General features: G+C 70.5%; 22 protein-coding genes. 16 read left to right on the forward strand and 6 right to left on the reverse strand.

What is annotated here, in order from left to right; all coding sequences use genetic code 11:
• Nucleotides 1–100 precede the first annotated feature (100 nt).
• The 8 genes from C8E87_RS18750 to hemB all read left to right on the forward strand — a co-directional run bounded on the left by C8E87_RS18750 (nucleotide 101) and on the right by hemB (nucleotide 8,267).
• Nucleotides 101–1,597 carry an AMP-binding protein gene (locus C8E87_RS18750; RefSeq protein WP_239079792.1) on the forward strand — a complete coding sequence of 499 codons (1,497 nt, stop codon included), beginning with the start codon at nucleotides 101–103 and terminating at the stop codon, nucleotides 1,595–1,597.
• Entirely contained in the window at nucleotides 1,594–1,842 is a 249-nt protein-coding gene (locus C8E87_RS18755) for a glutaredoxin family protein (RefSeq protein WP_133874294.1), read from the forward strand. The genes C8E87_RS18750 and C8E87_RS18755 overlap by 4 nt, the downstream gene beginning before the upstream one ends.
• Nucleotides 1,843–1,852: 10 nt before the next feature.
• Nucleotides 1,853–2,494 carry an HAD family hydrolase gene (locus tag C8E87_RS18760; protein WP_133874295.1) on the forward strand — a complete coding sequence of 214 codons (642 nt, stop codon included), beginning with the start codon at nucleotides 1,853–1,855 and terminating at the stop codon, nucleotides 2,492–2,494.
• Between the two features lie 215 nt (nucleotides 2,495–2,709).
• A complete protein-coding gene (locus tag C8E87_RS18765) occupies nucleotides 2,710–3,465 on the forward strand; it encodes a redox-sensing transcriptional repressor Rex (RefSeq protein ID WP_133874296.1) in 756 nt (251 codons plus the stop codon).
• Entirely contained in the window at nucleotides 3,462–4,751 is a 1,290-nt protein-coding gene (locus tag C8E87_RS18770; protein ID WP_133874297.1) for a glutamyl-tRNA reductase, read from the forward strand. Before C8E87_RS18765 ends, C8E87_RS18770 begins: the two co-directional genes overlap by 4 nt.
• On the forward strand, nucleotides 4,748–5,677 hold the full coding sequence (gene hemC / locus C8E87_RS18775) for a hydroxymethylbilane synthase (RefSeq protein WP_133874298.1): 930 nt from the start codon (nucleotides 4,748–4,750) through the stop codon (nucleotides 5,675–5,677). The genes C8E87_RS18770 and hemC overlap by 4 nt, the downstream gene beginning before the upstream one ends.
• A complete protein-coding gene (locus C8E87_RS18780; RefSeq protein ID WP_133874299.1) occupies nucleotides 5,674–7,260 on the forward strand; it encodes a bifunctional uroporphyrinogen-III C-methyltransferase/uroporphyrinogen-III synthase in 1,587 nt (528 codons plus the stop codon). The genes hemC and C8E87_RS18780 overlap by 4 nt, the downstream gene beginning before the upstream one ends.
• A gap of 17 nt (nucleotides 7,261–7,277) precedes the next feature.
• Nucleotides 7,278–8,267 (forward strand): porphobilinogen synthase, encoded by a 990-nt coding sequence (hemB, locus tag C8E87_RS18785; protein WP_133874300.1) that lies wholly within the window; start codon nucleotides 7,278–7,280, stop codon nucleotides 8,265–8,267.
• On the opposite strand, the gene C8E87_RS18790 is transcribed toward hemB, so the two are convergent.
• The 3 genes from C8E87_RS18790 to C8E87_RS18800 form a co-directional block, all read right to left on the reverse strand.
• Nucleotides 8,261–9,427, reverse strand: coding sequence for a hypothetical protein (locus C8E87_RS18790; RefSeq protein WP_133874301.1), 1,167 nt, complete (start codon nucleotides 9,425–9,427; stop codon nucleotides 8,261–8,263). The genes hemB and C8E87_RS18790 overlap by 7 nt on opposite strands.
• Before the next feature lie 291 nt (nucleotides 9,428–9,718).
• Nucleotides 9,719–10,735, reverse strand: a complete 1,017-nt coding sequence (locus tag C8E87_RS18795) for a GNAT family N-acetyltransferase (RefSeq protein WP_133874302.1) — start codon at nucleotides 10,733–10,735, stop codon at nucleotides 9,719–9,721.
• An 87-nt stretch (nucleotides 10,736–10,822) separates the two neighbouring features.
• Nucleotides 10,823–11,908, reverse strand: a complete 1,086-nt coding sequence (locus C8E87_RS18800; RefSeq protein ID WP_239079793.1) for a lytic transglycosylase domain-containing protein — start codon at nucleotides 11,906–11,908, stop codon at nucleotides 10,823–10,825.
• 769 nt (nucleotides 11,909–12,677) lie between these two features.
• Between C8E87_RS18800 and C8E87_RS46655 the strand changes: the two genes are divergently transcribed.
• Together C8E87_RS46655 and C8E87_RS18810 are read left to right on the forward strand one after the other, a co-directional pair.
• Complete coding sequence (locus tag C8E87_RS46655; protein ID WP_133874304.1) at nucleotides 12,678–12,896, forward strand: FmdB family zinc ribbon protein; 219 nt, start codon at nucleotides 12,678–12,680, stop codon at nucleotides 12,894–12,896.
• Between the two features lie 1,149 nt (nucleotides 12,897–14,045).
• A complete protein-coding gene (locus tag C8E87_RS18810; RefSeq protein ID WP_133874305.1) occupies nucleotides 14,046–16,736 on the forward strand; it encodes an ATP-binding protein in 2,691 nt (896 codons plus the stop codon).
• Here the strand turns inward: C8E87_RS18810 and C8E87_RS18815 are convergent.
• The gene (locus tag C8E87_RS18815) at nucleotides 16,733–17,233 is read right to left on the reverse strand and encodes a phospholipase (RefSeq protein WP_133874306.1); all 501 of its coding nucleotides are present in this window, start codon (nucleotides 17,231–17,233) and stop codon (nucleotides 16,733–16,735) included. The genes C8E87_RS18810 and C8E87_RS18815 overlap by 4 nt on opposite strands.
• A 164-nt stretch (nucleotides 17,234–17,397) precedes the next feature.
• On the opposite strand from C8E87_RS18815, the gene C8E87_RS18820 reads away from it, so the two are divergent.
• Nucleotides 17,398–18,411: a potassium channel family protein gene (locus C8E87_RS18820; RefSeq protein WP_133874307.1), complete on the forward strand. Its 1,014-nt coding sequence runs from the start codon at nucleotides 17,398–17,400 to the stop codon at nucleotides 18,409–18,411.
• An 18-nt stretch (nucleotides 18,412–18,429) separates the two neighbouring features.
• On the opposite strand, the gene C8E87_RS18825 is transcribed toward C8E87_RS18820, so the two are convergent.
• On the reverse strand, nucleotides 18,430–19,461 hold the full coding sequence (locus C8E87_RS18825; protein WP_133874308.1) for a 2-oxoacid:ferredoxin oxidoreductase subunit beta: 1,032 nt from the start codon (nucleotides 19,459–19,461) through the stop codon (nucleotides 18,430–18,432).
• The gene (locus C8E87_RS18830; RefSeq protein ID WP_133874309.1) at nucleotides 19,454–21,313 is read right to left on the reverse strand and encodes a 2-oxoacid:acceptor oxidoreductase subunit alpha; all 1,860 of its coding nucleotides are present in this window, start codon (nucleotides 21,311–21,313) and stop codon (nucleotides 19,454–19,456) included. The genes C8E87_RS18825 and C8E87_RS18830 overlap by 8 nt, the downstream gene beginning before the upstream one ends.
• Nucleotides 21,314–21,492: 179 nt before the next feature.
• Between C8E87_RS18830 and ndhC the strand changes: the two genes are divergently transcribed.
• From ndhC to C8E87_RS18855, 5 genes are all read left to right on the forward strand, one after another.
• A complete protein-coding gene (ndhC, locus tag C8E87_RS18835; RefSeq protein ID WP_133874310.1) occupies nucleotides 21,493–21,870 on the forward strand; it encodes an NADH-quinone oxidoreductase subunit A in 378 nt (125 codons plus the stop codon).
• Between the two features lie 69 nt (nucleotides 21,871–21,939).
• Nucleotides 21,940–22,434 (forward strand): DivIVA domain-containing protein, encoded by a 495-nt coding sequence (locus tag C8E87_RS18840; protein WP_133874311.1) that lies wholly within the window; start codon nucleotides 21,940–21,942, stop codon nucleotides 22,432–22,434.
• Nucleotides 22,431–22,928 (forward strand): SRPBCC family protein, encoded by a 498-nt coding sequence (locus tag C8E87_RS18845; RefSeq protein WP_133874312.1) that lies wholly within the window; start codon nucleotides 22,431–22,433, stop codon nucleotides 22,926–22,928. Before C8E87_RS18840 ends, C8E87_RS18845 begins: the two co-directional genes overlap by 4 nt.
• 32 nt (nucleotides 22,929–22,960) lie before the next feature.
• A complete protein-coding gene (locus tag C8E87_RS18850; RefSeq protein ID WP_133874313.1) occupies nucleotides 22,961–23,560 on the forward strand; it encodes a DNA-3-methyladenine glycosylase I in 600 nt (199 codons plus the stop codon).
• A 12-nt stretch (nucleotides 23,561–23,572) separates the two neighbouring features.
• Nucleotides 23,573–24,121, forward strand: coding sequence for a hypothetical protein (locus C8E87_RS18855; RefSeq protein ID WP_133874314.1), 549 nt, complete (start codon nucleotides 23,573–23,575; stop codon nucleotides 24,119–24,121).
• Nucleotides 24,122–24,228: the final 107 nt, after the last annotated feature.

Here is a 24,228-nt window from a genome sequence, read left to right on the forward strand (position 1 = left end):
CACAAGGAACGTCTGCCACGATGACCGACACGGGTGTTCGCGCGACGGACAGCCTGTCCGCCGCCCACTTCCGTGGCGGTTTGTGCGAGACTTCTGCCTCGTGGACGAAGCAGCCCGCGACCCGGTCGCCGGGGCCGCCGCGCGCCGGCCCGAGAGCCTGGCGCTGATCACTACCGACGCCGAGTTGACCTGGTCCGAGCTCGATCGACGGGTGACCGCGGCCGCGCACCGGGTGGCCGCGCTGGCGCCGCCGGGCGAGCGGGTCGCGATCGTCCTCGGCAACTCGATCGAGTTCGTGGTGAGCTACTTCGGGGTGCTGCGGGCCGGGCGGGTCGCCGTGCCGCTCAACCCCGGGTACACAGCCGACGAGCTTGATCACGTCCTCGCCGATTCGGGGGCGGCCCTGGTCGTGGGCGCCGATGACTCGCCCGGGGGCAGCCCTCCCCGCGTACGGGCAAGCCTTGATCTTGAGGGGCCGGAAGGGGAGCTGCCGCACGTGTCCGCCGGCGACCTCGCCGTGCTGCTCTACACCTCGGGCACCAGCGGGCGGCCCAAGGGCGCGATGCTCACGCACGCCGCGCTGGCCGCCAACCACGATCAGCTCGACGCGATCGACCCGCCCGTCGTGGGCCCGGACGACGTCGTGCTGCTGGCCGTGCCGATGTTTCACGCGTACGGGTTGAACACCGGCCTCGGCAGCGTCGCCCATCACGCGGCGACCGGCGTGCTGATCGACCGGTTCGACGCGGCCGCCTCGCTGGCCGTGATCGCCGAACGGGCGGTGACCGTGGTGGTGGGCGTGCCCGGCATGTATTCGGCCTGGTCCCGGCAGCCGAGCGTGAAGATCGCGCTGCGCAGCGTGCGAACCGCCGTGTGCGGGGCGGCGCCGCTCGTGCCCGACGAGATGGCCCGGTTCGGCGCGGCCACCGGCAAGAGCATCCTGGTCGGGTACGGGCTGACGGAGACCGCGCCCGTGCTGACCACCACCGCCGTCAGCGACCGCGGCAAGCCCGGCTCGATCGGCCGGCCGCTGCCCGGGGTCTCGCTGCGGCTGCGCTCGGCGGCTGGGCCGGTGCTCTGGGAGGACGGCACCGCCTCGCCCGAGGAAGACCTGGCCGAGCTCGACCTCTCCGTCGAGGACGTGGCCGGCACCGACCCGGGTGAGATCGTGGTGCGCGGGGCCAACCTCTTCTCCGGCTACTGGCCCGACGGGCGCGGCGGACCCGATGCCCAGGGCTGGTGGGCCACCGGCGACGTGGCCTACGCGGACGGCGACGGCGACCTGCACCTGGTCGACCGGATCGACGAGCTGATCCTGGTGCACGGCTTCAACGTCTATCCGGCCGAGATCGAACGGGTGCTCGGCGCGCATCCGGGGGTCGCCGAGTCGGCCGTGGTCGGTGTGCCCGATCACGACTCCGGGCAGCGGCCGCACGCGTACGTCGTGGCCGCCATCGACCCGCCGCCCACCCCGGCCGAGCTGCAGGTTTTCTGCGCCGCGCAGCTCGCCCGGTTCAAGCTGCCGACCGTCGAGCTGGTGCGTGAGCTTCCCCACTCGGCAACCGGCAAGGTCCGCAAGAGGGAGCTGCACTCATGAGCCGGGTGACCTTGATCAGCCGCGCGGGCTGCCACCTGTGCGAGGACGCCGAGGCGGTGCTCGATCGGATCCTGCCCGGTCAGTGGGAGCGGGTCGACGTCGACTCGTCGATCGAGCTGGAACGGGACTTCGGCGACCGGGTGCCGGTCGTGCTGCTCGACGGGGCCGAGCACGGCTACTGGCGGGTCGAGGAATCGCGGCTGCTGCGCGATCTCGAGAAGCCGCCCGGAGCGCCTCGCCTGTAGGTTGTTCGCCGTGGCGCGCACTCATCTTGTCTGGGACTGGAACGGCACCCTGCTCGACGACCTCAGCCTGGTGGTCTCGTCCACGAACGAGGCGTTCACGGCGGTGGGCGGGCGCCAGGTCGACGCCGACGAGCACCGCAGCCGGTTCCGCCGCCCGGTGGCCGAGTTCTATGCCGAGATCCTCGGGCGCGCCGTCGACGAGGAGGAGTTCGGCCGGCTCGACCGGATCTTCCACGACGCGTACCGGCTGGGGCTGACCGACATGACGCTGGCCGCGGACGCCTCGGCGGCGCTGAAGGAGTGGCAGGGCTCGCAGTCACTGCTGTCCATGTGGTTCCACACCGAGCTGGTGCCGGCGATCGAGACGTACGGGCTGGCCGGGGTCTTCACCAGGGTCGACGGGCTGCGCACCGAGATCGGCGGGCACCTCAAGGCCGGCCATCTGGCCGAGCACCTGTCCGAGCTGGGGCTGACCGGCAGCCAGGTCGTGCTGATCGGCGACTCCCTCGACGACGCCGCGGCGGCCGACGCGGTGGGTGGCGAGATCGTCCTCTACACCGGCGGGTTCACCGACCCGTCCCGGCTGCGCGCCTCGGGCCGTCCGGTGGCGGACACTCTGGTCGAAGCGGTCGCGATCGCTCGTACGCTGTAGCAGGGTGGTCGGTGCACGGGCGAACCGGTCATACTTCAACGGTTCGGGTCATTATCACGCTAGATGATCTTTGTCCACCTGCGCGACCAAGATCGCGATTTGTGCACGCCTTCACAAGCGCTTAGTCTTCATGTCGAAGAACCCCGGTAGCACAGCCGGTTTGATCCAGGCGCCCGAGGGTTCGCAGGTTCGCCACCTCGTCGGCACGGAGTCAGATGAGCCAGCAGCGTCACGGAGTCACGCCCGGTAACACCCCAGGCGACCGCGCCGGTGCGGTGTCGGCCTTCCCGGATCTGCCGGAGGCCACCATCGCACGGTTGCCCGAATACCTGCGCGCCCTGCACAACCTGGGCGAGGGCGGGTCCGACACGATCTCCAGCGAGGGTCTCGCCGCGGCGGCCGGGGTCAACTCGGCCAAGCTCCGTAAGGACCTCTCCCACCTCGGGTCGTACGGCACCCGCGGCGTCGGTTACGACGTGAGCCTGCTGATCGAGCAGATCGAGTACGTGCTCGGTCTCGACCAGCGCAGGGCGGTCTGCCTGGTCGGGCTGGGTAACCTCGGTCACGCGCTGGCCGGGTACGACGGGTTCGCCAGCCGTGGCTTCAAGATCGTCGCGCTGTTCGACGCCGACGAGGCGAAGGTCGGCGAAGAGATCCAGGGCCTGGTCGTCCGGCACATCGAGGAACTGGGCCGGGTCGCCGTCGAGGAGAACATCGCGATCGGCGTGATCGCCACCCCCGCCGGCGCCGCCCAGGCCGTGGCCGACGTGCTGGTCGACGCGGGCGTCACCAGCATTCTGAACTTCGCTCCGTGCGTGCTCTCGGTGCCCGCCAACGTCGACGTTCGCAAGGTCGACCTGGCCATCGAGCTGCAGATCCTCTCATTCCACGAACACCGCAAGGCATCGCTGACGGCGCTGCCGGGCGGCCGGTCCGCCACGGCGGGCAACCAGGAGGCGGTCGGGTCGTGAATCTCCTCAGCGTCGGTGCGTCCTATCGCACCGCCGATGTCGCCACGCTCGAGCGGCTCACCATTGCCGACGACGCGGTTCCCGGCCTGCTCGAGAAGCTGGTCGCGCAGCCGTTCGTCGGTGAGGCGGTGCTCCTCTCCACCTGCAACAGGGTCGAGATCTACGCGGCGGTCAACTCGTTCCACGGCGGCCTCGGCGACATCTGCAACGTGCTCTCCGAGGTGTCCGGCATCCCGGCCACCGAGCTCGCCGGCCACCTCTACGTGCACTACGACGAGGCGGCGGTGCTGCACTCGTTCAAGGTCTCCAGCGGCCTCGACTCCATGGTGGTGGGGGAGTCGCAGATCCTCGGACAGCTGCGCGACGCCTATCACGCGGCCACCGAGGCCGACACGGCCGGACGGCTGCTGCACGAGTTGATGCAGCAGGCCCTGCGGGTGGGCAAGCGGGCGCACTCCGAGACCGGCATCGACCGGGCCGGGCAGAGCGTCGTGACCGCCGCGCTCGACGTGGCCGAGGCCGAGCTGGGCGACCTGACCGGCCGGCGGGCGCTGGTGATCGGTGCGGGCGCGATGGGTGCGCTCTCCGTCGCCACGCTGACCCGGGCCGGGGTCGGACCGCTGCAGATCACCAACCGGAGCGCCGCGCGAGCCGATCGGCTGGCCGAGGCGTACGGGGCCGTCGCTGTTTCCTACGACGAGCTGGACGCCGCCCTGCGCGACGCCGACCTGGTCGTCTCGGCCACCGCGTCGACCGAGCCGGTGCTCACCCGGGCCCGTCTGGAGGCCGCGGCGCCGCTGGTAGTGCTCGACCTGGCTGTGCCGCGGGACGTGGCGCCCGACGCGGCGGGTGTCCCCGGCGTGACCGTGATCGACATCGACAGCCTGGCCGCCGGCCGCCGCTCGATGCCCGCCACGGCCGAGACCGCCGCCGTCGAGCAGATCGTCGCCGGTGAGGTCGAGCACTTCCTGGGATGGCTGCGCGGCGCCGACATCGCGCCGACTGTGGCCGCGCTGCGCACCCGGGCCGAGGACGTCGTCACGGCCGAGCTGCGCAAGCTGTACGCGCGCCGGTCGGAGTTGAGCGAGGAGCAACGGGCCGATGTTTCCCGTACGCTGCATCGCGTCGTCCAGCAGCTGCTGCACTCGCCGACCGTACGGGTGCGCCGGCTGGCCGCCGAGCCCGGTGGTGATCAGTACGCCGCCCTGCTGCGCGAGCTGTTCGACCTGGACGTGCCACATGCCACACCCGCGAACGCGGTTCCCGAGATCGGAGGTCAGGCGTGAGTGCCCCATTGCGTCTTGGCACGCGTGGCAGCGCGCTGGCCATCGCTCAGTCGCAGCAGACGGCCGACGCCCTCACCGCGGCCACCGGACGTCCGGTCGAGCTGGTGCGGATCGTCACCACCGGCGACCGCTCGTCGGCCCCGGTGGCCCAGCTCGGCGTGGGTGTCTTCGTCTCGGCGCTGCGTGACGCGCTGATCGCCGGCGAGATCGACTTCGCCGTCCACTCGTACAAGGACCTGCCCACCGGCGCGCACCCGGGGCTGCACATCGCCGCCGTCCCGTCGCGCGAGGACCCCCGCGATGTGCTGATCGCCCAGGGCAACCGGACGCTGGCCGAGCTGCCCCCGGGCTCCGTGATCGGAACCGGCGCGGTGCGCCGAATCGCGCAACTGCGTGCTTTGGGCCTAGAGTTGCAGGTCACGCCGATCCGCGGAAACATCGACAGCCGGATCGCCCGGGTTCACGGACCCGAGGCCGATCTGGATGCCGTCGTTCTCGCCCGGGCCGGCGTGGCGCGAATCGGCAGGGTCGCCGAGATCGCGGAAACGCTCGACCCGATGCTCATGCTGCCCGCCCCGGCCCAGGGTGCGCTGGCCGTGGAGTGCCGGGCCGACGACGCTGACCTGGTCGAACTACTGGCCACGCTCGACCACGCACCGTCCCGGGCCGCCGTCACGGCGGAACGGGCGATGCTCGCCACGCTCGAGGCCGGGTGCTCCGCCCCGGTCGCGGCACACGCCGAACTCGCCGAGGGCGAGGACGGTGACGAGATTTACCTGCGCGGTGCGGTGATCAGCCCGGATGGGGTTCGAGCCATCCGGCTGTCGCGCACCGGAACGCCCGCCGACGCGGCGGAGATCGGTAAGGCGCTCGCCGCCGATCTCCTCGACGCCGGCGCCGACACCCTGATCGGGAGCACAGAATGACCACCCGCACCGCCCGCAAGCCAGCAGGACGCATCGCGTTCGTCGGCGCCGGACCCGGCGACCCGGAACTGCTGACCCGCCGCGCCCACGCCGCGCTCACCGAGGCCGACCAGGTGGTGTACGACCGTGGAGTGCCCGAGTCGCTGCTGACGGCCATCCGGTCCGAGGCCAAGCCGGACGCTCAGTTCAGCCCGGCCGAGGGAGCGCCCGGCGACGTCGCCAAGGTGCTGCTCTCCGCGGCCAAGTCCGGTCTGTCCGCCGTGCACCTGGTGGCCGGTGACCCGTTCGGGCACGAGGCCGTCGTCAAGGAGGTGCAGGCGGTCGCTCGCACCGCGGTGCACTTCGAGGTGGTGCCCGGCCTGGGCCAGGCCGAGGGTGTGGCCACGTACGCGGGTGTTCCGCTGCCCGGCGTGCGGGTCACGGCCGACGTCGGCGACGTGTCCGCGCTCGACTTCGACGCGCTGGCCTCCGCCGCCCTCAAGGGCTCGTTCGCCGTGGCGGTCGACGCCGGCGACCTTGCCGCCGTGCGTGACGGCCTGCTGGCCGCGGGCGTCGAGCCGGGCATCCCGGTCGCGGTGACCGGCGACGGCACCGGCGAGACGCAGTACACGACGACCTCGACGGTCGACAGCTTCGTGGCCGCCGCGCTCGGCTTCACCGGCCGCGTGGTGCTCACGGTCGGCACCGACGTCGCCGAGCGCGACACGCTGAGCTGGTGGGAGAACCGCCCGCTGTACGGCTGGAAGGTCCTGGTGCCGCGCACCAAGGAGCAGGCCGGCGCGATGAGTGCCCGGCTGCGGGCCTACGGCGCGATCCCGTGCGAGGTGCCGACCATCGCGGTCGAGCCGCCGCGCACCCCGGCGCAGATGGAACGCGCGGTCAAGGGCCTGGTCGACGGCCGGTACGCCTGGGTCGTCTTCACCTCGGTCAACGCCGTGCGCGCGGTCTGGGAGAAGTTCGACGAGCACGGCCTCGACGCCCGCCACTTCGGCGGTGTGAAGATCGCCTGCATCGGCGAGGCCACCGCGAACGCCGTGCGCGCGTTCGGCATCCAGCCCGAGCTGCTGCCCAAGGACGAGCAGTCGAGCGAGGGGCTGCTGGCCGAGTTCTCGCCCCACGACGAGGTGCTGGACCCGGTCGGGCGGGTGCTGCTGCCGCGGGCCGACATCGCCACCGAGACCCTGGCCGCCGGGCTGATCGAGCGGGGCTGGGAGGTGGACGACGTGACCGCGTACCGGACGGTGCGTGCCGCGCCGCCGCCGGCCGAGATCCGCGACGCGATCAAGTCGGGTGGCTTCGACGCGGTGCTCTTCACCTCGTCCAGCACCGTCCGCAACCTGGTCGGCATCGCCGGCAAGCCGCACGCCCGTACGGTCGTCGCGGTGATCGGCCCCAAGACCGCCGAGACGGCCACCGAGTTCGGCCTGCGCGTCGACGTCCAGCCGCAGCACGCCAGCGTGCCGGACCTGGTCGAGGCGCTGGCATCGTACGCGGTGGAACTGCGCGAGAAGCTGGCCGCGATGCCGGCCAAGCAGCGCCGGGGCTCGAAGGTCCAGGGACCCACCGCTCTCCGCTTCCGCTGATTCCGCGAGGACTCGTCATGTCGTTTCCGGATGTCCGTCCGCGTCGCCTCCGCCGCAGCCCGGCCCTGCGCCGCCTGGTCGAAGAGACCCGGCCGGCGCCGGCCGAGCTGGTGCTGCCGCTCTTCCTGCGCGAAGGGCTGACCGAGCCGCGCGAGATCAGCTCGCTGCCCGGCGTGATGCAGCACTCGCGGGACTCGCTGCGCAAGGCCGCCCACGAGGCGGTCAGCGCCGGGGTCGGCGGGCTGATGCTGTTCGGCGTGCCGGACAACGCGAACAAGGACGAGACCGGCTCGTGCGGCCTCGACCCCGACGGCATCCTCAACGTCGGCATCCGTGACCTCATCTCCGAGGTCGGGGACTCGACGGTCGTGATGAGCGACCTGTGCCTCGACGAGTTCACCTCGCACGGGCACTGCGGCGTGCTCGCCGAGGACGGCTCGGTCGACAACGACGCGACGCTGGCCATCTACGCGGACATGGCGGTGGCGCAGGCTGCCGCGGGCGTCCACATGGTGGGGCCGTCGGGGATGATGGACGGCCAGATCGGCGTCGTCCGGCGTGCCCTCGACAAGGCGGGCTACCAGGACGTCTCGGTGCTGGCCTACTCGGCCAAGTACGCGGGCGCGTTCTACGGCCCGTTCCGTGAGGCCGTCGAGTCGACGCTGCAGGGCGACCGCCGGCAATACCAGCAGGACCCGCCGAACCTGCGCGAGGCGCTGCGCGAGGTCGACCTCGACGTGGCCGAGGGCGCCGACATCGTCATGGTGAAGCCGGCCCTGCCCTACCTCGACGTGATCGCCGCCATCCACGAGCGGGTCACCGTGCCGGTGGCGGCGTACCAGGTCTCCGGCGAGTACGCGATGGTCGAGGCCGCAGCCCGCAACGGCTGGATCGACCGCGAGCGGGTCATCCTCGAGACGCTGACGTCGATCAAGCGGGCGGGCGCGCAGATCACCCTGACCTACTGGGCCACCGAGGCGGCTCAGCTGCTGCGCAACCGCTACTGATCAGTGATCGTCCCCGTTCCGCGGCTCTTCACGACCCGTACGGCGGAAAGGGCGGTTACCTCGAACGTCAGCTGTTCGCTGCCCTCGCGCAGCCGGTCACCACGCACCTGAACCGGGAAATCGGCCCGGATCGCGCCGGCCGGGACTGTCCGGCAACCCCGGTACGGCTCGTAGTCCGCGTTCGGGAGCGTTGTCGTTCCCGGCACGGTGGCCGCGCAGACCGTCAGCGCCTGGCTCAGCGGCCGGGTCAACGTGACCGGGAAGACCAGCGGGGTGCCCTCTGTCGCGCTGGCGTCCCCGACCGACAGGCCGGCCTGTGCGTGGAAACGGGCCACGGTTTCGCGCGCCTCGATCAGGTCGCCGTGCAGGGCGTCGTTGACCAGAAGGGCCGCTGCGGACACGGCGTTCAGGCCATCGGTTCCGGTCGCATCCCCGCCGAGCACCACCCGCGCGTACGGGTGGGCGGCTTCGATGCCGTCGATGAGCGTGGCCGCGTGCCCGGTCTGTTCCGTGGCGGAGATCGCCCACAGAGGGTAGTGCTCGTCTGCGCCAGCGGTGGCTTTCACCTCGAACAGCGCGATCTGCGGGGCGGATTTCCCGCCGACGTCGGGCTGGAACGCCTGCGGGTTGGCGACGTCAGCGCCGACATTCAGCAGCGCGGTGGACAGCGACAACCTCTCGGCGCGGAAGAGGAACCCGGACAGTGTGCCCAGCGCGCCGGCGCCGCGGAGGTCGGCTGCGACGTCGTACGCGGGTCCGCCGTTACGGCTGATCACCAGCGCGAGCTCCTGCAGGGAGTCCGGTTTGCCGTCACCGATGGTTCCGCAGGTCAGTGCGATCCCGGCGACGTGGCAGATGTCCTGGGCCTGTGCCCCTCGCGTGAGGATGAGGTCGGGGGCGTTCGAGCCGGTCGTGATCCGGCGGGCCTCGTCCAGGTTGTCCACGGAGAGGGTGGCGATCGCGAGTTCGCGCTGCGGGTCGGCGAGGGTGGGCGGGGTGGCGCCGTGCACCTGGTATTTCTTGCCGCTCTCGGCGTTGTCGGTGGGCGGGGCGTACGGGGAACGCGCGGTGGTTCCGGTCGTGAGCGGGTCGTGCCCGGCGGTGGCGTGGGCTGGGGCCGGCAGCGCCAGACCTGCGGCGGCCAGAAGCGCGGCTGTCACCGACGTCGCAAGTCTTGCGCTTCTGCTTTTGGCCGGCCTTGCGGCTTTGGTCGGCTTCCCGGTTCTGGTCGGCTTCCCGGCTTTGGTCGGCTTGCCCGCTTCGGTTGGCCTGCCCGCTTCGGTTGGCCTGGCGGCTTCAGTTGGCCTGGCGGCGGCCTCTGTCTGCCTGGCGGCGTTCTTTGCCGGCCTGGTGAGTCTTGGGCGACCCAGCACGGTGCCTCCACGGCGGACCGGCGGTTGCGTTTGCGTCGGCGTTTTGCGTCGGCCGTCTTCCGGTCGCAAAGGTTGAGCTTAGTCGATGGACTCGAGGCTTTGTACCAGTTGCGAAACGTCGGCGCCGTACTCGTACCAGTCGCGGTCGGGCTGATAACCCAGTTCAGCGTTGACCTTGAGCATCGACTCGTTGTGCTGGGCGTTCCAGGTCTGCACCTCACGCAGCCCTTCCTCGGCCGCGCGCAGCTCGAACAGCATGCGGGCCTTGATCGCCCGGTCGATGCCGTGGCCGCGGTGCTCCCGTACGACGATCGTGTCGTACTGGTCGGCGCGTTCGGGGTGGTGGGCGGGGACGACGACCTCGGTCAGGCCGGCGACGACACCGCTCTCGTCGTGCAGGGCGAGCACAATGTACGGCTTCAGGCCGCGCTTGTGGAGGGTGTCGAGTGAGTCACGAAGCCGCTGCGGGTCGGAGGAGCGGGGCGCCAGGTCGAGGTCGTCGTCGTCCTGAGCTTCCAGTTTGGCCTGCGCGTACGCCTCGAGCAGGTGGTCGGGCGGGCCGCCGGGGTGGAACTCGACGCGATAGCCGGCTCCGATGCTGCCCGCCATGACCGTGAGGGCGGGCCAGTCCACCGAGGACAGGGTGAGCACGCTGCGCGTCTCCACGAATTCACGCTCGAAGCCGAGGGACTCGTAGAACGCGATGGCCGGGGTGCCGCCGATGGCTTCGACGCCGATCGTGGAGAAGCCCTCCAGGTATGCCCGGCGGGCCGCGACCGCCACGAGCTGGCGGCCGAGCCCACGGCGGCGCAGGCGTGGACTGACCATTATCTCGAGCACGCCGATGTCACCGAGCAGCAGCATGCTGACAACGGCGAAGATTTCGCTCTCGCCCTCGGGGAGCCGGTCGTCCTCGGCGACCCAGCTGATCCGCCGCTCGCCAGGCATGGTTTCGGAGAGGTAGTCGCGGACCTGTCCGTCCACCCACGGCGGGTCGTCGGGGAGATCGGTCGCGAGCACCGCGTTCACCGTCTCCACGAGCGACCGGATCTCCGCCGCCGACGCGGTCCGGGGATCCCATTCACGAACCCTCACCCGTACAGCTTGCCGCTAAGCGAACCGTCTGGGAAGTGCTGCGAACGGAAATGTGTAGACATCGTCACACTGCGTGCAGGTTGCACATCAGCTGCGAGATCGCCTGCCATAGTCGTTGGCCGCATCGAACACTTTCTGTGCATACGGCCGGACGGCGTTGTACGACAGGATCGCGTCCCACCACGAGTCCGCCCTGGACATGTCCCGCCCGTTCTGACACAGATACTTGGCCGCTGTCACCGCCGCGTCGTCGATGTCGTTGGGGTCCGCGATGCCGTTGTTGTCGGCGTCCACCTTGTAGGCGTTCCAGGTCGCCGGGATGAACTGCAGAGGACCAACAGCCCGGTCGTACGTGGTGTCCTGGTCGAGCGCGCCCCGATCGGTGTCCGGGATCAGCTGGCGGCCGCCCTTGCCGTCGAGCGGCAGCCCCAGGATCGACGGCAGGGCCGTTCCGTCCGTCGAGAGCACGGCCCCGTTGGCGCTGCCGTGCGACGACTCGACCTTGCCGATCGCGGCCAGCGTGGTCCAGCTCAGCCGGCACGACGGCGTGGTGCGGGTGGCGACCAGCTCCGCATACGCGTACGCCTGCACCGCCACCACCGGAATGCCGACGCGTGTGCCGATCTGCCCCGCCCACCCGGCAAGCGCATCGGCCGGACGCCCCCCGGTCTGAGCCGCCACGGTGGGCCCGACGGTCGGCGCGCCCGACGGCACGTCCCCGCTGGGCAACCCGCCCGGAGCGCTCCCCGGAAGCCCGCCCGGCTGCCCCGCCGACGGCACCCCGCCCGCCGCATCCAGCGGAAACCCGGGAGTCGAACTGGGCGAGGGCGCCGACTGAAGCGCCTCGGGAACCAGGTAGGCCCCCGCCGTGCCCGCCGCCCCGAGAAGCACAACAGCGATGATCGCCGGCAGGATGAGCCGCCCACTCGGCCGCTTGGCCCAGGCGGCGGCCCCACGCCCGAACCGCCCCACCAGCCGGAACGGCCCACCCCGGCGCCCAGGCCCGACCACCGTCGCACCGGTCCCCGCGCCCGCACCGGCCCCTTTGGTCACAACCGGAGCCCCAGAACCCCCCGGCGTGGGGGCGTCCTTGTCCTTGCCCTTGTCCCTGTCCTTGCCGTCATCCTTGCCTGCGGCAGCGTTGAGCCGGGCCGCTCGCTCAACCTCACTCATGGGACCCGCAGCCTTCGAAGCGCCCGCCGTGGCCCCCGAAGCCCCCGCCGGGCCTGCACCAGCCGTGCGCATGGCCGCTGTGCTAGCGCCTACCGTGCCCGCCCCGACGGCCGCCGCGCCTGGCGTACCCGGACTTGTGCTAGCCGCGCCCGCTGTGCCCGCGCCCGCTGTGCCCGCACCTGCCGCGCCTGCTGTGCCCGCACCTGCCGCGCCTGCTGTGCCCGTGCTTGCCGCACCCGAACCCGGCATGCCCGTGCTTGCTGTGCCCGTGCTTGCTGTGCCCGTGCTTGCCGGGCTGGCGCCGGCCGGGCTCGCGCTCGGTGAGGCGACATCAGCACCCGGCGGCGCCGCGGCTGCCGGCTGCCCAGCCGTTGTGTCGATGGCGTTCGATTTCGGCGCGCTGGTATTCGTCTCGGTGGCGGCGCCCTCGGAGCCTGCCGAAGCCTGCGCCGGAGGCTCAAGCGGGGCCGCGCCCGAGCTGGCCAGTGGCCCGCCCAGATGAGGCGCCGCAGCTCTCAGCTCGGGCCGTGCCACCTCTTTGTCCTGCCGCTCCACCACGCGGACGACACTACCCAACCCGAGCCCGGGCGTACGTGCCCATGTTGATGCCTGTGGATAACTTCGCCGACGATTTTCGGCTCTTCTCCGGCCTGTGGATAACCAGCTTTGACGGGCTTGCCGAGGCGTACGCTTCTGGCCAGCCCCCGGGTGGGTGGGGTGGGGGTGGTTGGCTGTTCTGAGAGCGTGGTGAGGGCCTACTCTTTGGCGCATGCCGCGTTACGAGTTTCGATGCCGCGCCTGTGGTGACACGTTCGAGGTCAACCGGCCGATGAGCGAGGCCTCCGCGCCCACGACCTGTCCGCAGGGCCACGGCGACACGGTCAAGCTGCTTTCGACCGTCGCGTTCAACGGTGGCGGCAGCACATCGGCACGCCCAGCAGCGCCGGCCGGCGGCGGTGGCTGTTGCGGCGGCGCTTGCGGCTGCTGACCGCACCGACCGTCCGCGGAGTGGCACGCAGCCCGATCGCCGACGCTACGACCACGTCGATCGTTTGCGTCGTCCGTGGCATTCGCGTTGACCGTGGCGTCCGCGTTGACTGCCGGCACTCGCCACGACGCTCGCGTTGATCGGTGGCGTCGGCCACGGCGTCCGCGTTGACCAGGCGAGACAACGACGGCGTCTGTGTTGATCGGCGGCGTCGGCCACGGCGTCCGCGTTGACCGGCCGCGTCGGCCACGGCGTCCGCGTTGAGCGGCCGCGTCGACCACGACGTCCGCGTTGACCAGTCGCGTCGACCACGACGTCCGCGTTGAGCGGCCGCGTCGACCACGACGTCCGCGTTGACCAGTCGCGACGACCACGACGTCCGCGTTGGTCGCCCGCACCCACCACGACGTCTGCGCCAACCGGCCCGCAGCTGACGTCGTGGCCGCCTGCACCCGCCAAGAAGTCCGCGCTGACCCAACCCGCGACCGGTTGTGAAGCGCGCCAAGCGTGCGCTGAAGCCGCCACCGTCGGAACTGATCTCGCCCAGGCGGGTCGCCCCGAGGACCCGCGCCGCGTCCTCCGGCTGCCTGAGCCGCACAGCACCGTCCACCCCGACTTCGAGGCGCGACCAGCGCACGAAAACATCCGCATCTGATCAACCGCGCACCCGGGGGGCCGCACAGCGCAAAGAGCCGACCACCCACAGCCAAGCGGCCCCACGCCAGGCAGCCGGTCCACGAAGGCCGACGGAACAGCAGGGCGCCCGCATAGTGGGACAACGGTCCGATCTTCAGGAATTCCACGCTGATCTCCCTGGAAGGCGGACCGGCGGTGCGACCTGCGGCGGAGCAGGCGGAAATATGATGATCTAGCGGTACGAGGGCGGTCGGCCGGGCCGCTCCCGGTGTGTCAAACCAGGGTGTCTCTTGCGGGGACCGCCGAACGGGCGGCCGGAACTGGCCGACCGCGGCGTGACTCCGCTCGATCCATTTCGTTACGTCACGCGTAGTGCTTAACGAAGCCGCTGGTGTCCTTCGTCCGGGGTCGGTCGGGGCGGATGGATGATTACCGTCCGTTTCTACGATGGTCGGTGACACAGTGATACGGCAGCATGAGACGCGACTTCCCAAAGGGGGCGGAGGTTCAACCGTGTCGGGACCGACCGAGCTGCCGAGCGGCCTGGTGACCTTTGTGTTCACCGACATTGAGGGCTCGACTCGGTTGGCCCGGATGCTCGGTGACGACTACGGCTTGGTCCTCGGCGATCACCGCTCGGTGATGAGAACTGCGTTGAGTGACTTCGACGGTGTCGAGCTATTCACTGAGGGTGACAGTTTCTTCATTGCTTTTCAGGATCCGGCGCGAGCGGTCGCGGCCTGTGTGGAGGCTCAGCGGCAACTGTCCGCATTCGCCTGGCCCAGCCCGGATGTCGCGCCGCGGGTGCGGATGGGCATGCACACCGGCTGGGCCCGCCCGATCGGGGACCGCGAGTACGCCAGTGTCGAGGTGCACCGCGCAGCACGGGTCTCGGCGGCTGCGCACGGCGGGCAGATCCTCTGTTCCGGCGCCACTGCCCTCGCGCTCCTGACTGCGGGAGCGGAGCTGAAAGCGTTCGCTCTCACGGGCCCAGCCCCCGAGGAGCCGCAGCGCGATTTCGACCTGGTCGATCTGGGCCCGCACCGGCTCCGCGGCTTCGACGACGACGAGCGCATCTTCCAGATCGTCGCGCCGGGCCTGGAACACGATTTCCCCCGCCCGCGCACCCCGGCGGCGCCCACCAACAACCTTCCGGTCCCGCTCACCCCTTTTCTGGGCCGCCGCGCCGAGGTGAGCGAGCTGATCGACCTCGTGCAGCGTCACCGCATCGTGACCGTCACGGCTCCGGGCGGCGCAGGCAAGACGCGACTCTCGCTGGCGGTGGCAGATCAACTTCTTCCCGCGTACGGGGACGGGGTCTGGACGGTCGACGCCGCCAACTCGCACCAGGGGCTCGCACGCGCCATGGCCGCCGCTCTGGGGGTGCGCACCGAGCCGGGCCGTCCGGTGCTTGAGACGCTGCTGGACCATTGTTCGGGCCGCCGGATGCTGCTGATCCTGCAGACCGCCGACGCGTCCCCGGCCGCCTGCGCCACCCTCGTACGCCGTCTGCTTGCCCGTTGCCCGCATGTCGGTGTGCTGGTCACGAGCCGGGTGCCGCTGAACGTTGCGGGCGAGTTCGTGTGGCGCCTCCCGCCGATGTCACCCGGGGACGTGTTCGCACTGCTCGCCGAGCGCACCGCCGAGGCCCGGGGTGGTCGTCCCGGCCCGGCCGACGATCAGGCTGACCTCGCCGACGTGGCTGCCCGGTTGGAGGGCTCACCCCTGTCGGTGGAGCTGGCCGCGGCTCGTCTGCGATCGCTCTCGGCCGCCCAGCTCGCGTCCCGCCTGGGTGACCCGCTGTCCGCCTTGGACCCCATCGACACCGGCCTGGGCGCCTGGCACGAGAACTCGTACGACCTGGGGCCGGACGACCGGCACGGGAGCCTGAGCGCCAACCTGGACTGGTCGTACCGGACGTTGACCCGGCCGGCCGCCGGTCTGTTGCGGCGGCTGGCGGTTTTCGCGGGCCCGGTCGACCTGGCGACGGTGGAGTGGTGCGGCGCCGACGCTCTGGGCGCACTGTCCGAGCTGGTCGACAAGTCCCTGGCCGAGGTGATTCCGGGCCCGCGTTACCGGCTTTCGGGGCAGGTGCGCGCGTACGCTTCCCGCCGCTTGACCGCAGCGGGGGACGAGCGCGCGGTTCGCGACCGCCACGTCGCCTGGGCCCTGCACACGCTGGATTCGGTCACGTTCGACACCGACGGCCAGGTCCGCACGACGTCGCTCACCGAGATGACCCCGTACGTGCCGGAGTGGGAGACGGCGCTGCGCTGGGCCGCGACCAGGGGCAGCGTTCGCTCCGGCCTGCGCCTGGCCCTGGCGCTCGATCCCTGGTGGCGTGAGCACGGCGGCGCCGGCGAGGGTCGTGACCTGCTGTTCCGCTTGTATCAACGGCTCGACGGGGTCGACGTGGAACCGGCCGTGCTCGCCGCCGCGCACCTGGTGCACGCGGGCCTGTCGGACGACCGTGCCGAGCGTACGAGGTTCCTCGACCGGGCCGAACGGATCGCGCGGGCCGAGGGGGACCCGGCCCTGCTCGTGCGCGCGCTGGCCGGGCATCGGACGACGTTGATCGAGGCCGGCCGCTACGACGAGGCAGAGCAGGTGTGCCGCGAGGTGATCGCCGAGGCCGAGCGCATCGGTGCGGCCGAGTCGGCGCTGCCCGCGGTGATCGCGCTGGCCGAGATGCTGTGGCAGCGTGACGGGCTGAACGAGGCGGCCGAGTTGCTGGGTGGCGCCCGGCAGGCCGAGGCGAGCTGCCCGGAGCACCGCGGCAAACGTACGGTCGACTGGCTCCTGGGCATGGTGGCGTTGCGCCGCGGTGACCTCGTCGCCGGTCATGACCACCTGGTGGTGGCTCTCCGGTCCCGGCTGCGGCACGGCTTCCGGGGTTCGGCGGCCGACGCGGTGGCGGCCATCGCGGTCCGGTGCGCGATGGGTGGTGACCTGGCGACCTCCGCGATGCTGTTCGGCGGGGCGGAGGCGGCGCGCGGGGCCCGGCGTACGGAGATGTTCGGGCGCTTCTGGTCGGCCCAGCAGCTGGCGTTGCGGTCAGTGCTGGGCGATGGTGCTTTCGACACCGCGTACGCCGAAGGGGTTGATCTGGGTTTCGATCGGATCGTCGCCCTGGCCCTCGCCGTCGAGCACCCCGATCTCGAGGACGGTGCCGCCCGGTTCGCGCAGACCCTGCAGGGCAGCTAACGGTTGCGCATGACCTTCGACGCCCGGTCCAGGTCGGCCTGACGCACTGACGCCACCGAGCCGAAGACGTGTACGGCCTGGTAGTACGTCCACGCCACGCTGTAACAGGCGGCCCGCACGAGCGCGCTGTAACGCACGCACACCCGCTTCATGTCGGCGTAGAACGTGTCGTCGACCCGCGCCTTGTTCGCCCGGAACTCTCCCAGGGCCTTGTAGTTGCGGTAGCCGAAGTCGTGGTGGCGGCACGCGTTGGTGAAGTCGAAGCCGAGCGGCCGTTCCGGGCTGGCCGAGCAGTCGTCGGTCGACCAGTCGAAGCCGTAGCTCAGCCAGGGTTCCCGGTTGAGCCGAGCCGCGTTCCACTTGGCAGTGCTGGCCGCGGTGGGTTGGGTCCAGCTGGTCAGGACGGTGGCCTTGTCGGTGGTGGTGGCCCGGGCGATCCCGGCGGGGGCGACGAGGGCCAGCACCAGGGCGAGGACGAAAGCGATGCGTCGGGTCATCAGTGCAGTTTTCGAACCGTGACCATGTGCGGACAACGTCGTCCGTCCCGCTTTCCCGGACCGTGCTGAAGCTTCCCGTTGATGTTCCTTAACGATGATTAATGTGATGTCCTGGGTAGTCGCCCCGGACTCGATCGCTATGGTGACACCGTGCAGGGCATCACATGATCAACATTCCTAGGGTCCGGCAGGGGCCCCTCCGCGCGCTTGGCATCCGGCTGGCGCTCGCCATCACGCTCGTGCTGGTCACGGTGGCGGCGATCTATACCGACCGCGAGGGCTACCGCGACCTCAACGAGGACGGGCTGACCCTGCTCGACTGCTTCTACTACGCGGTCGTGTCGCTCTCCACCACCGGGTACGGCGACATCACGCCGGTCACCCCGCACGCCCGGCTGATGAACGTCCTGTTCATCACGCCGGCCCGCGTGCTCTTCCTGATCATCCTGGTCGGCACCACCCTCGAGGTGCTCACCGACCAATATCGCAACAGCCTGCGTGTCAGCCGGTGGAGGCGACAGTTGAAAGACCACATCATCATCTGCGGCTACGGCACCAAGGGCCGGGCCGCGGTCGCCGCGCTGCTGGAGACGGGGTACGACAAGTCGCGCATCGTCGTGGTCGAGAGCCGCCCCGACGGCGTACGGCAGGCCATCGCCAACGGCCTGGTGGTCATCGAGGGCAACGCGACCCGCTCGGCGGTGCTGCTCGAGGCCGACGTCAAGAACTCGAAGGCGGTCATCATCGCGACCGATACCGACGAGGCCTCGGTGCTGATCTCGCTGACCGTCCGTCAGCTCACCGCGGGCCAGGTGCGGATCATCGCCTCGGTCCGCGAACAGGAGAACGCCGCCCTGCTGAAGCAGAGCGGCGCCCACCATGTGATCGTCTCGTCCGCCACCGCCGGGCGGCTGCTCGGTCTCACCACCACCGCGCCACCGCTGATCGACGTGGTGGAGGACCTGCTCACCCCCGGGCAGGGCATGGCGCTGGCGATGCGCAGTGCCGAGCGGGCCGAGGTCGGGCGCAACCCGCGCGAGCTGTCCACGCTGGCCGTCGCGCTGATCCGCCGGGGCAAGGTCCTGCCGCTGGGCGGCGAGCAGAAACTCATGATCGAGACCGGCGACCTGATCGTCTACATCCGCGACGAGAGCAGCGCTGTGGATGTGGCCGTCTGAGCCGCCGGTCCCGGCGTCCTACATGATCGTCCAGGTGTCGGCCTTGTTCAGCAGCGCGTCGAGCATCTGATCGGGGGTGCCGTCGGCCTGGGCCTTGGCGTCCAGCAGCTGCTTGGTGATCAGCTCGTCGTAGGACGGGCGCTGCACGTCACGGAACACGCCGATCGGCGTGGTGCCCAGATCCGAGCCGGAAAGCCGGGACAGGGCGAACGCGTACGCCGGGTCGTCGACCGTGGCGTCGTGCACGAGGGCCTCGCCGCCCTCTTCCACCTTGAGGCCGAAGCTGCCGGCCGGGTGCGTCACCGAGAACTGCTTCTCGGCGCCGAACGTGATCGGCTCGCCCTGCTCGAGGCGGATCAGGTGGTCGTCACGGCTGCTCGCGTCCTTGATCAGCTCGAACGCGCCGTCGTTGAAGATGTTGCAGTTCTGGTAGATCTCGACGAACGCCGAACCCTGGTGCTCCGCGGCCGCGCGCAGCACCGACTGCAGATGCTTACGGTCGGAGTCGATCGTGCGGGCGACGAACGTCGCCTCGGCGCCCAGCGCGAGCGAGATCGGGTTGAACGGCGAGTCGGCCGAGCCCGCCGGCGTCGACTTCGTGATCTTGCCGATCTCGGAGGTCGGGGAGTACTGCCCCTTGGTCAGGCCGTAGATCCGGTTGTTGAACAGCAGGATCTTGAGGTTGACGTTGCGGCGCAGCGCGTGGATCAGGTGGTTGCCGCCGATCGAGAGCGCGTCACCGTCGCCGGTCACGACCCACACCGACAGGTCGGGGCGCGACACCGACAGTCCCGTGGCGATGGCCGGCGCCCGGCCGTGGATCGAGTGCATCCCGTACGTGTTCATGTAGTACGGGAAACGCGAGGAGCACCCGATGCCCGAGACGAACACGATGTTCTCGCGCGGGATGCCGAGCTCGGGCATGAATCCCTGCACGGCGGCCAGGATCGCGTAGTCACCACAACCGGGGCACCAGCGGACCTCTTGATCGCTCTTGAAGTCCTTCGCCGTCAGCTTCACCGGCGTAATGGGGATGGTCGGGCTAGCCATTCTTGACCACGTCCTCGAGCATGTTCTCCAGCGTCGCGGCGGTGAACGGCAGGCCGCTGATCTGGTTGAAGGGAACCGCGTCGATCAGGTACTTCGCGCGGATCACGTGGGCCAGCTGGCCCAGGTTCATCTCCGGAACGACGACCTTGTCGTACGCCGCCAGCACCTCGCCGAGGTTGGCCGGCAGCGGCGCCAGGTGCCGCAGGTGGGCCTGCGCGATCGGCAGGCCGCGCTGCCGCAGGGCCCGGCACGCCGCGCCGATCGGCCCGTACGTGGAACCCCAGCCGAGCACGAGCACGCGCGCGTTCTCGTCGGCGTCCTCGACCTCGACGTCGGGCACCTCGATGGCCTCGATGCGGGCGGCCCGGGTGCGCACCATGTGCTCGTGGTTGGCCGGGTCGTACGAGATGTCGCCGGTCTTGTCGGCTTTCTCCAGCCCGCCGATGCGGTGCTCGAGGCCGGGCGTGCCGGGGATCGCCCACGGCCGTGCCATGGTCTCGGGGTCACGCAGGTAGGGCAGGAAGCGCCCGTCCTCGCCGTTGGCCTCGGTGGTGAACTCGACCGAGATGTCGGGCAGCTCGTCGGAGGACGGCAGCAGCCAGGGCTCGGAGCCGTTGGCCACGTAGTTGTCCGAGAGCAGGATGACCGGAGTGCGGTATTTCAGGGCTATCCGGGCCGCCTCGATGGCCGCGTGGAAGCAGTCCGACGGCGACTTCGGAGCGATCACCGCGAGCGGCGCCTCGCCGTGCCGGCCGTGCAGGGCCATGTTGAGGTCGGCCTGCTCGGTCTTGGTCGGCATGCCCGTCGACGGGCCGGCCCGCTGCACGTCGACGATGACCAGCGGCAGCTCCAGCGCGATGGCCAGCGAGATCGTCTCGCCCTTGAGCGCCACACCGGGACCCGACGTCGTGGTGACACCCAGAGCGCCCCCGTACGAGGCCCCGAGCGCGGCGCCGATGGCAGCGATCTCGTCCTCGGCCTGCATCGTGGTGATGCCGAACTTCTTGTGCTTGCTCAGCTCGTGCAGGATGTCGGAGGCCGGGGTGATCGGGTAGGCGCCCAGGAACAGCGGCAGCTTGGACCGTACGCTCGCCGCCACCAGGCCCAGCGCGAGCGCCTGGTTGCCGGTGATGTTGCGATAGGTGCCCGGCTGCATGCGCGCGGGCTTGACCTCGTAGCGGACGGCGAAGTCCTCGGTCGTCTCGCCGAAGTTCCAACCGGCCTGGAAGGCGGCCTTGTTCGCCGCGACCAGGTCGGGGCGCTTGGCGAACTTCGACTCCAGGAACCGCAGCGTCGACTCGAACGGGCGCGAGTACATCCAGCTCAGCAGGCCGAGCGCGAACATGTTCTTCGCGCGTTCGGCGTCCTTCTTGGCCACGCCCAGCTCGGCCAGCGCGCCGACTGTCATCGAGGTCAGGGCGACCGGGTGCAGGGCATAGCCGGCCAGCGAGCCGTCCTCGAGCGGGCTCACCGCGTAACCGACCTTGGCCAGGTTGCGCTTGGTGAACTCGTCGGTGTTGACGATGATGTCGGCGCCGGGCGGCAGGTCGGACAGGTTGGCCTTGAGCGCGGCCGGATTCATCGCGACCAGCACGTTCGGCGAGTCGCCGGGGGTGAGGATGTCGTAGTCGGCGAAGTGCACCTGGAAGCTCGACACGCCCGGCAGGGTGCCCGCGGGCGCCCGGATCTCGGCCGGGAAGTTCGGCAGGGTGGAGATGTCGTTGCCCAGCTGGGCGGTTTCCGAGGTGAATCGGTCACCGGTCAGCTGCATGCCGTCGCCCGAGTCGCCGGCGAACCGGATGACCACCCGATCCAGTTGTTCGACTCGCTTCGCTCCAGCGGAAGCGGACACGTTCGCAACCTCCCATGTGCCGACCGGCGGGATGAGCACGACTGTGGGCCGGCCCGCGATAGTCATCTCCAGCCTACGTCGCCGGTCCTTACACGGCCCGGCCCAGGCCGTTGACCACAGTAGCCAGGTCCGGCACAGCGGAACCACTGGAGTCCACTATCCGGCTACGCTGACGGATCGTGGACGGGTATCTGGGGTCGTACGCCACGCTCGGCTTGGTCGCGGCGGCCGGCGTGCTCGTCTTCGTGGGCGCCTTCGGGGCCAACAAGCTGCTCAAGCCGTCCGCCCCGGCCGAGCCGGCGGGCAAGTTCGTGGCCTACGAGAGCGGCATCGACCCGGTCGGGGGCGACTGGGCGCAGGCCCAGATCCGCTACTACGTGTACGCGTACCTCTATGTGCTTTTCGCCGTGGAGGCCGTTTTTCTCTTCCCGTGGGCGGTTGTCTTCGACCTTCCGGGTTTCGGCTGGGCCACGGTGGCCGAGATGGGGGTCTTCGTCGCGGTCCTCGCCCTCGGCATCCTCTACGCCTGGCGCAAAAAGATCCTGACCTGGACCTGAGTCCCGGCAGCCGGGCGAGTCGGGGTGGCGGGCTCGCCACGCGCTGCGCGGCATGCCAACATCGTGCGCATGGGCCAGCTTTTCCTCTTCATCGTCGTGGCACTGGTCGTCGCGGCGATCGTGTTCGGCGTGACCGTGATGATCGGTGGCGGCGACAACGCATTGACGCCCGTCGAGCCGGACGGGGCGGCCGTGCCGTTGCCGAGCGACCGGCCGCTCGGTGAGGAGGACATCGTCCGCACGAAGTTCGACACGGCCTGGCGCGGTTACCGCATGTCCCAGGTCGACCAGGCCCTGCAGCGCGCCGCGTATGACATCGGTTACAAGGGCGAGCTGATCGGCGTGCTCGAGGCCGAGGTCGCCGCGCTGCGCGAGGGGCGGACGGCCGACGCCGACGTGCTGCGGCGCGCCCGTGAGGCGGCGATCGCCCCGTCCGAGGCCGCCACGGCGCCCGCCCCCAGCTCCGACCCCCAGGTCACCGTCACCCCGGCCGATCCCGAGCCGCTGCCCGTCGCGGACGACACCCCGGCGCCGGCGCGCACCGAGCCGGCCGAGACCAAGTGAGCGCGTCCGATCCCGTCGACGGGTTGGGTGACGCCGTTCGCCCCGGCTCCGGCGAGGTGACCGCCACGGTCATCGTCAACGCGCCCGCCCAGCGTGTCTTCGACGCCTTCCTGAGCTGGGAAAAGCAGTCTCAGTGGGTGCCCTTCACCACATTCCGGGTGGTCCGGGGCGACGGTGGCGAGGGCAGTCTGGTCGAGGCGATCACCACGCTCGGCCCGGCGGCGCTGCGCGACGAGATGCGGGTGGTCAAGGTCAACCCCCCGTACGAGGTGAGGGTTGTGCACTGCGGCAAGGTGCTGCGGGGGCCCGGCACGATGCGCTGCACGGCCATGTCGGGCGATCGCACCCAGGTGGTGCTGCACGAGTGGTTCCACCTGCCCGCCGGCCCGGTCGGCAAGCTGGCCTGGCCGGTGCTGTGGCCCGGATCGAAGCTGAGCTTCACCGGCGCCCTCAGGAAGTTCGGGCGGCTCGTCGAAGAGGGCAAGCTGCCGTAGTTCTGTCGTACGTCGCCTCTACGGTGTTCGCCATGACTGACACCGCAGGGCTCGTGATCGGTGCCGACGGCCGGGCCCGCTGCTTCTGGGGCGGCAGCACGCCCGACTACTTGCCCTATCACGACTCCGAGTGGGGTCGTCCGGTGCGCGGTGACGACGCCCTGTTCGAGCGGATGACTCTCGAGGCGTTCCAGTCCGGCCTGTCCTGGATCACCATCCTGCGCAAACGGCCGGCGTTCCGGGCCGCGTTCGCCGGGTTCTCGATCGAGAAGGTCGCCGCGTTCACCGACGACGACGCCACCCGCCTGATGGCCGACCCCGGCATCGTCCGCAACCGCATGAAGGTCGACGCCGCGCTGGCCAACGCCCGCGTGGCGGCCGAGCTGCCGGGCGGACTCGACGCCCTGCTCTGGTCCTACGCGCCCGACCCGAAACCGCCCCGCCCGGCCACCCGCGCCGACGTGCCGGCCATCACGCCCGAGTCCACGGCGATGGCCAAAGACCTCAAGAAACGGGGCTTCCGATTCGTCGGGCCCACCACGGCGTACGCGTTGATGCAGGCCACCGGCATGGTCGACGACCATCTGGCGGGCTGTTGGGTCCCAGCGATCGGTCCCGCCCCGGCCACGTGATGAGATGGAAGCATGGCTCAGTGGGCGGTGATCATTCCGGCGGAACAATGGGCGACCGAGCGGCTCTTCCACCACGACACGGTGACGGTGCCGGGCGGTGCGGGTCCGATCGGCCCCGACGACGAGGTGCTGCTCGTCGCCGGCCATGAGGTGGTGGCGCTCACGCAGGCCGTGCCGGGCGAGCAGGACGACCTGGTCCTGGCCTACCTGCGCCGTGCCTTCGACGAGCCGGCGACGGCGGCCGGGCTGCGGCTCGACGACGACGTCCGGATCGCTCCGGTCGACCCCGAGCTGTTCCGGCGCCTGGCCGCCGCGATCGGTGGGGCCGCAGTCGGCGACAAGAAGGCGTGGTTCGTCAGCGTCGCGCTGCCGATCGAGGCGGCCACCCCGGCCGAGGCGGTCCGCCAGTTCTGGTCGCACGTGCTCGAGCTGGGCCCGGCCGAGCTGCCGACCTACGTGTGGCCTTCCGGCAACGAGCTCGCCATGCAGGCCTTCGTCCTGGGTGCCGAAGCCAACCAGGACCCCGAAGAAGACGACGACGAGGACGAGGACCAGGACTGAGTAATCCCGGAGCCGCGGAGCGGTGACCAGAGGCTCAGAACACAATATGACGGTTTTGGGATCTCACATACATCGATGTTGATGCATACGCTCCTCCCCAATCGCGT

Origin of the sequence: Paractinoplanes brasiliensis (assembly GCF_004362215.1) — a bacterium.
Taxonomy (GTDB): Bacteria; Actinomycetota; Actinomycetes; order Mycobacteriales; family Micromonosporaceae; genus Actinoplanes; species Actinoplanes brasiliensis.

Excerpts from the sequence above, each read along its gene's own strand:
- C8E87_RS18755 (WP_133874294.1), top strand. The coding sequence starts at position 1,594 with ATGAGCCGGGTGACCTTGATCAGCCGCGCGGGCTGCCACCTGTGCGAG.
- C8E87_RS18765 (WP_133874296.1), top strand. The coding sequence starts at position 2,710 with ATGAGCCAGCAGCGTCACGGAGTCACGCCCGGTAACACCCCAGGCGAC.
- C8E87_RS18780 (WP_133874299.1), top strand. The coding sequence starts at position 5,674 with ATGACCACCCGCACCGCCCGCAAGCCAGCAGGACGCATCGCGTTCGTC.
- hemB (WP_133874300.1), top strand. The coding sequence starts at position 7,278 with ATGTCGTTTCCGGATGTCCGTCCGCGTCGCCTCCGCCGCAGCCCGGCC.
- C8E87_RS18800 (WP_239079793.1), bottom strand. The coding sequence starts at position 11,908 with ATGAGTGAGGTTGAGCGAGCGGCCCGGCTCAACGCTGCCGCAGGCAAG.
- C8E87_RS46655 (WP_133874304.1), top strand. The coding sequence starts at position 12,678 with ATGCCGCGTTACGAGTTTCGATGCCGCGCCTGTGGTGACACGTTCGAG.
- C8E87_RS18815 (WP_133874306.1), bottom strand. The coding sequence starts at position 17,233 with ATGACCCGACGCATCGCTTTCGTCCTCGCCCTGGTGCTGGCCCTCGTC.
- C8E87_RS18820 (WP_133874307.1), top strand. The coding sequence starts at position 17,398 with ATGATCAACATTCCTAGGGTCCGGCAGGGGCCCCTCCGCGCGCTTGGC.
- C8E87_RS18825 (WP_133874308.1), bottom strand. The coding sequence starts at position 19,461 with ATGGCTAGCCCGACCATCCCCATTACGCCGGTGAAGCTGACGGCGAAG.
- C8E87_RS18840 (WP_133874311.1), top strand. The coding sequence starts at position 21,940 with ATGGGCCAGCTTTTCCTCTTCATCGTCGTGGCACTGGTCGTCGCGGCG.
- C8E87_RS18850 (WP_133874313.1), top strand. The coding sequence starts at position 22,961 with ATGACTGACACCGCAGGGCTCGTGATCGGTGCCGACGGCCGGGCCCGC.
- C8E87_RS18855 (WP_133874314.1), top strand. The coding sequence starts at position 23,573 with ATGGCTCAGTGGGCGGTGATCATTCCGGCGGAACAATGGGCGACCGAG.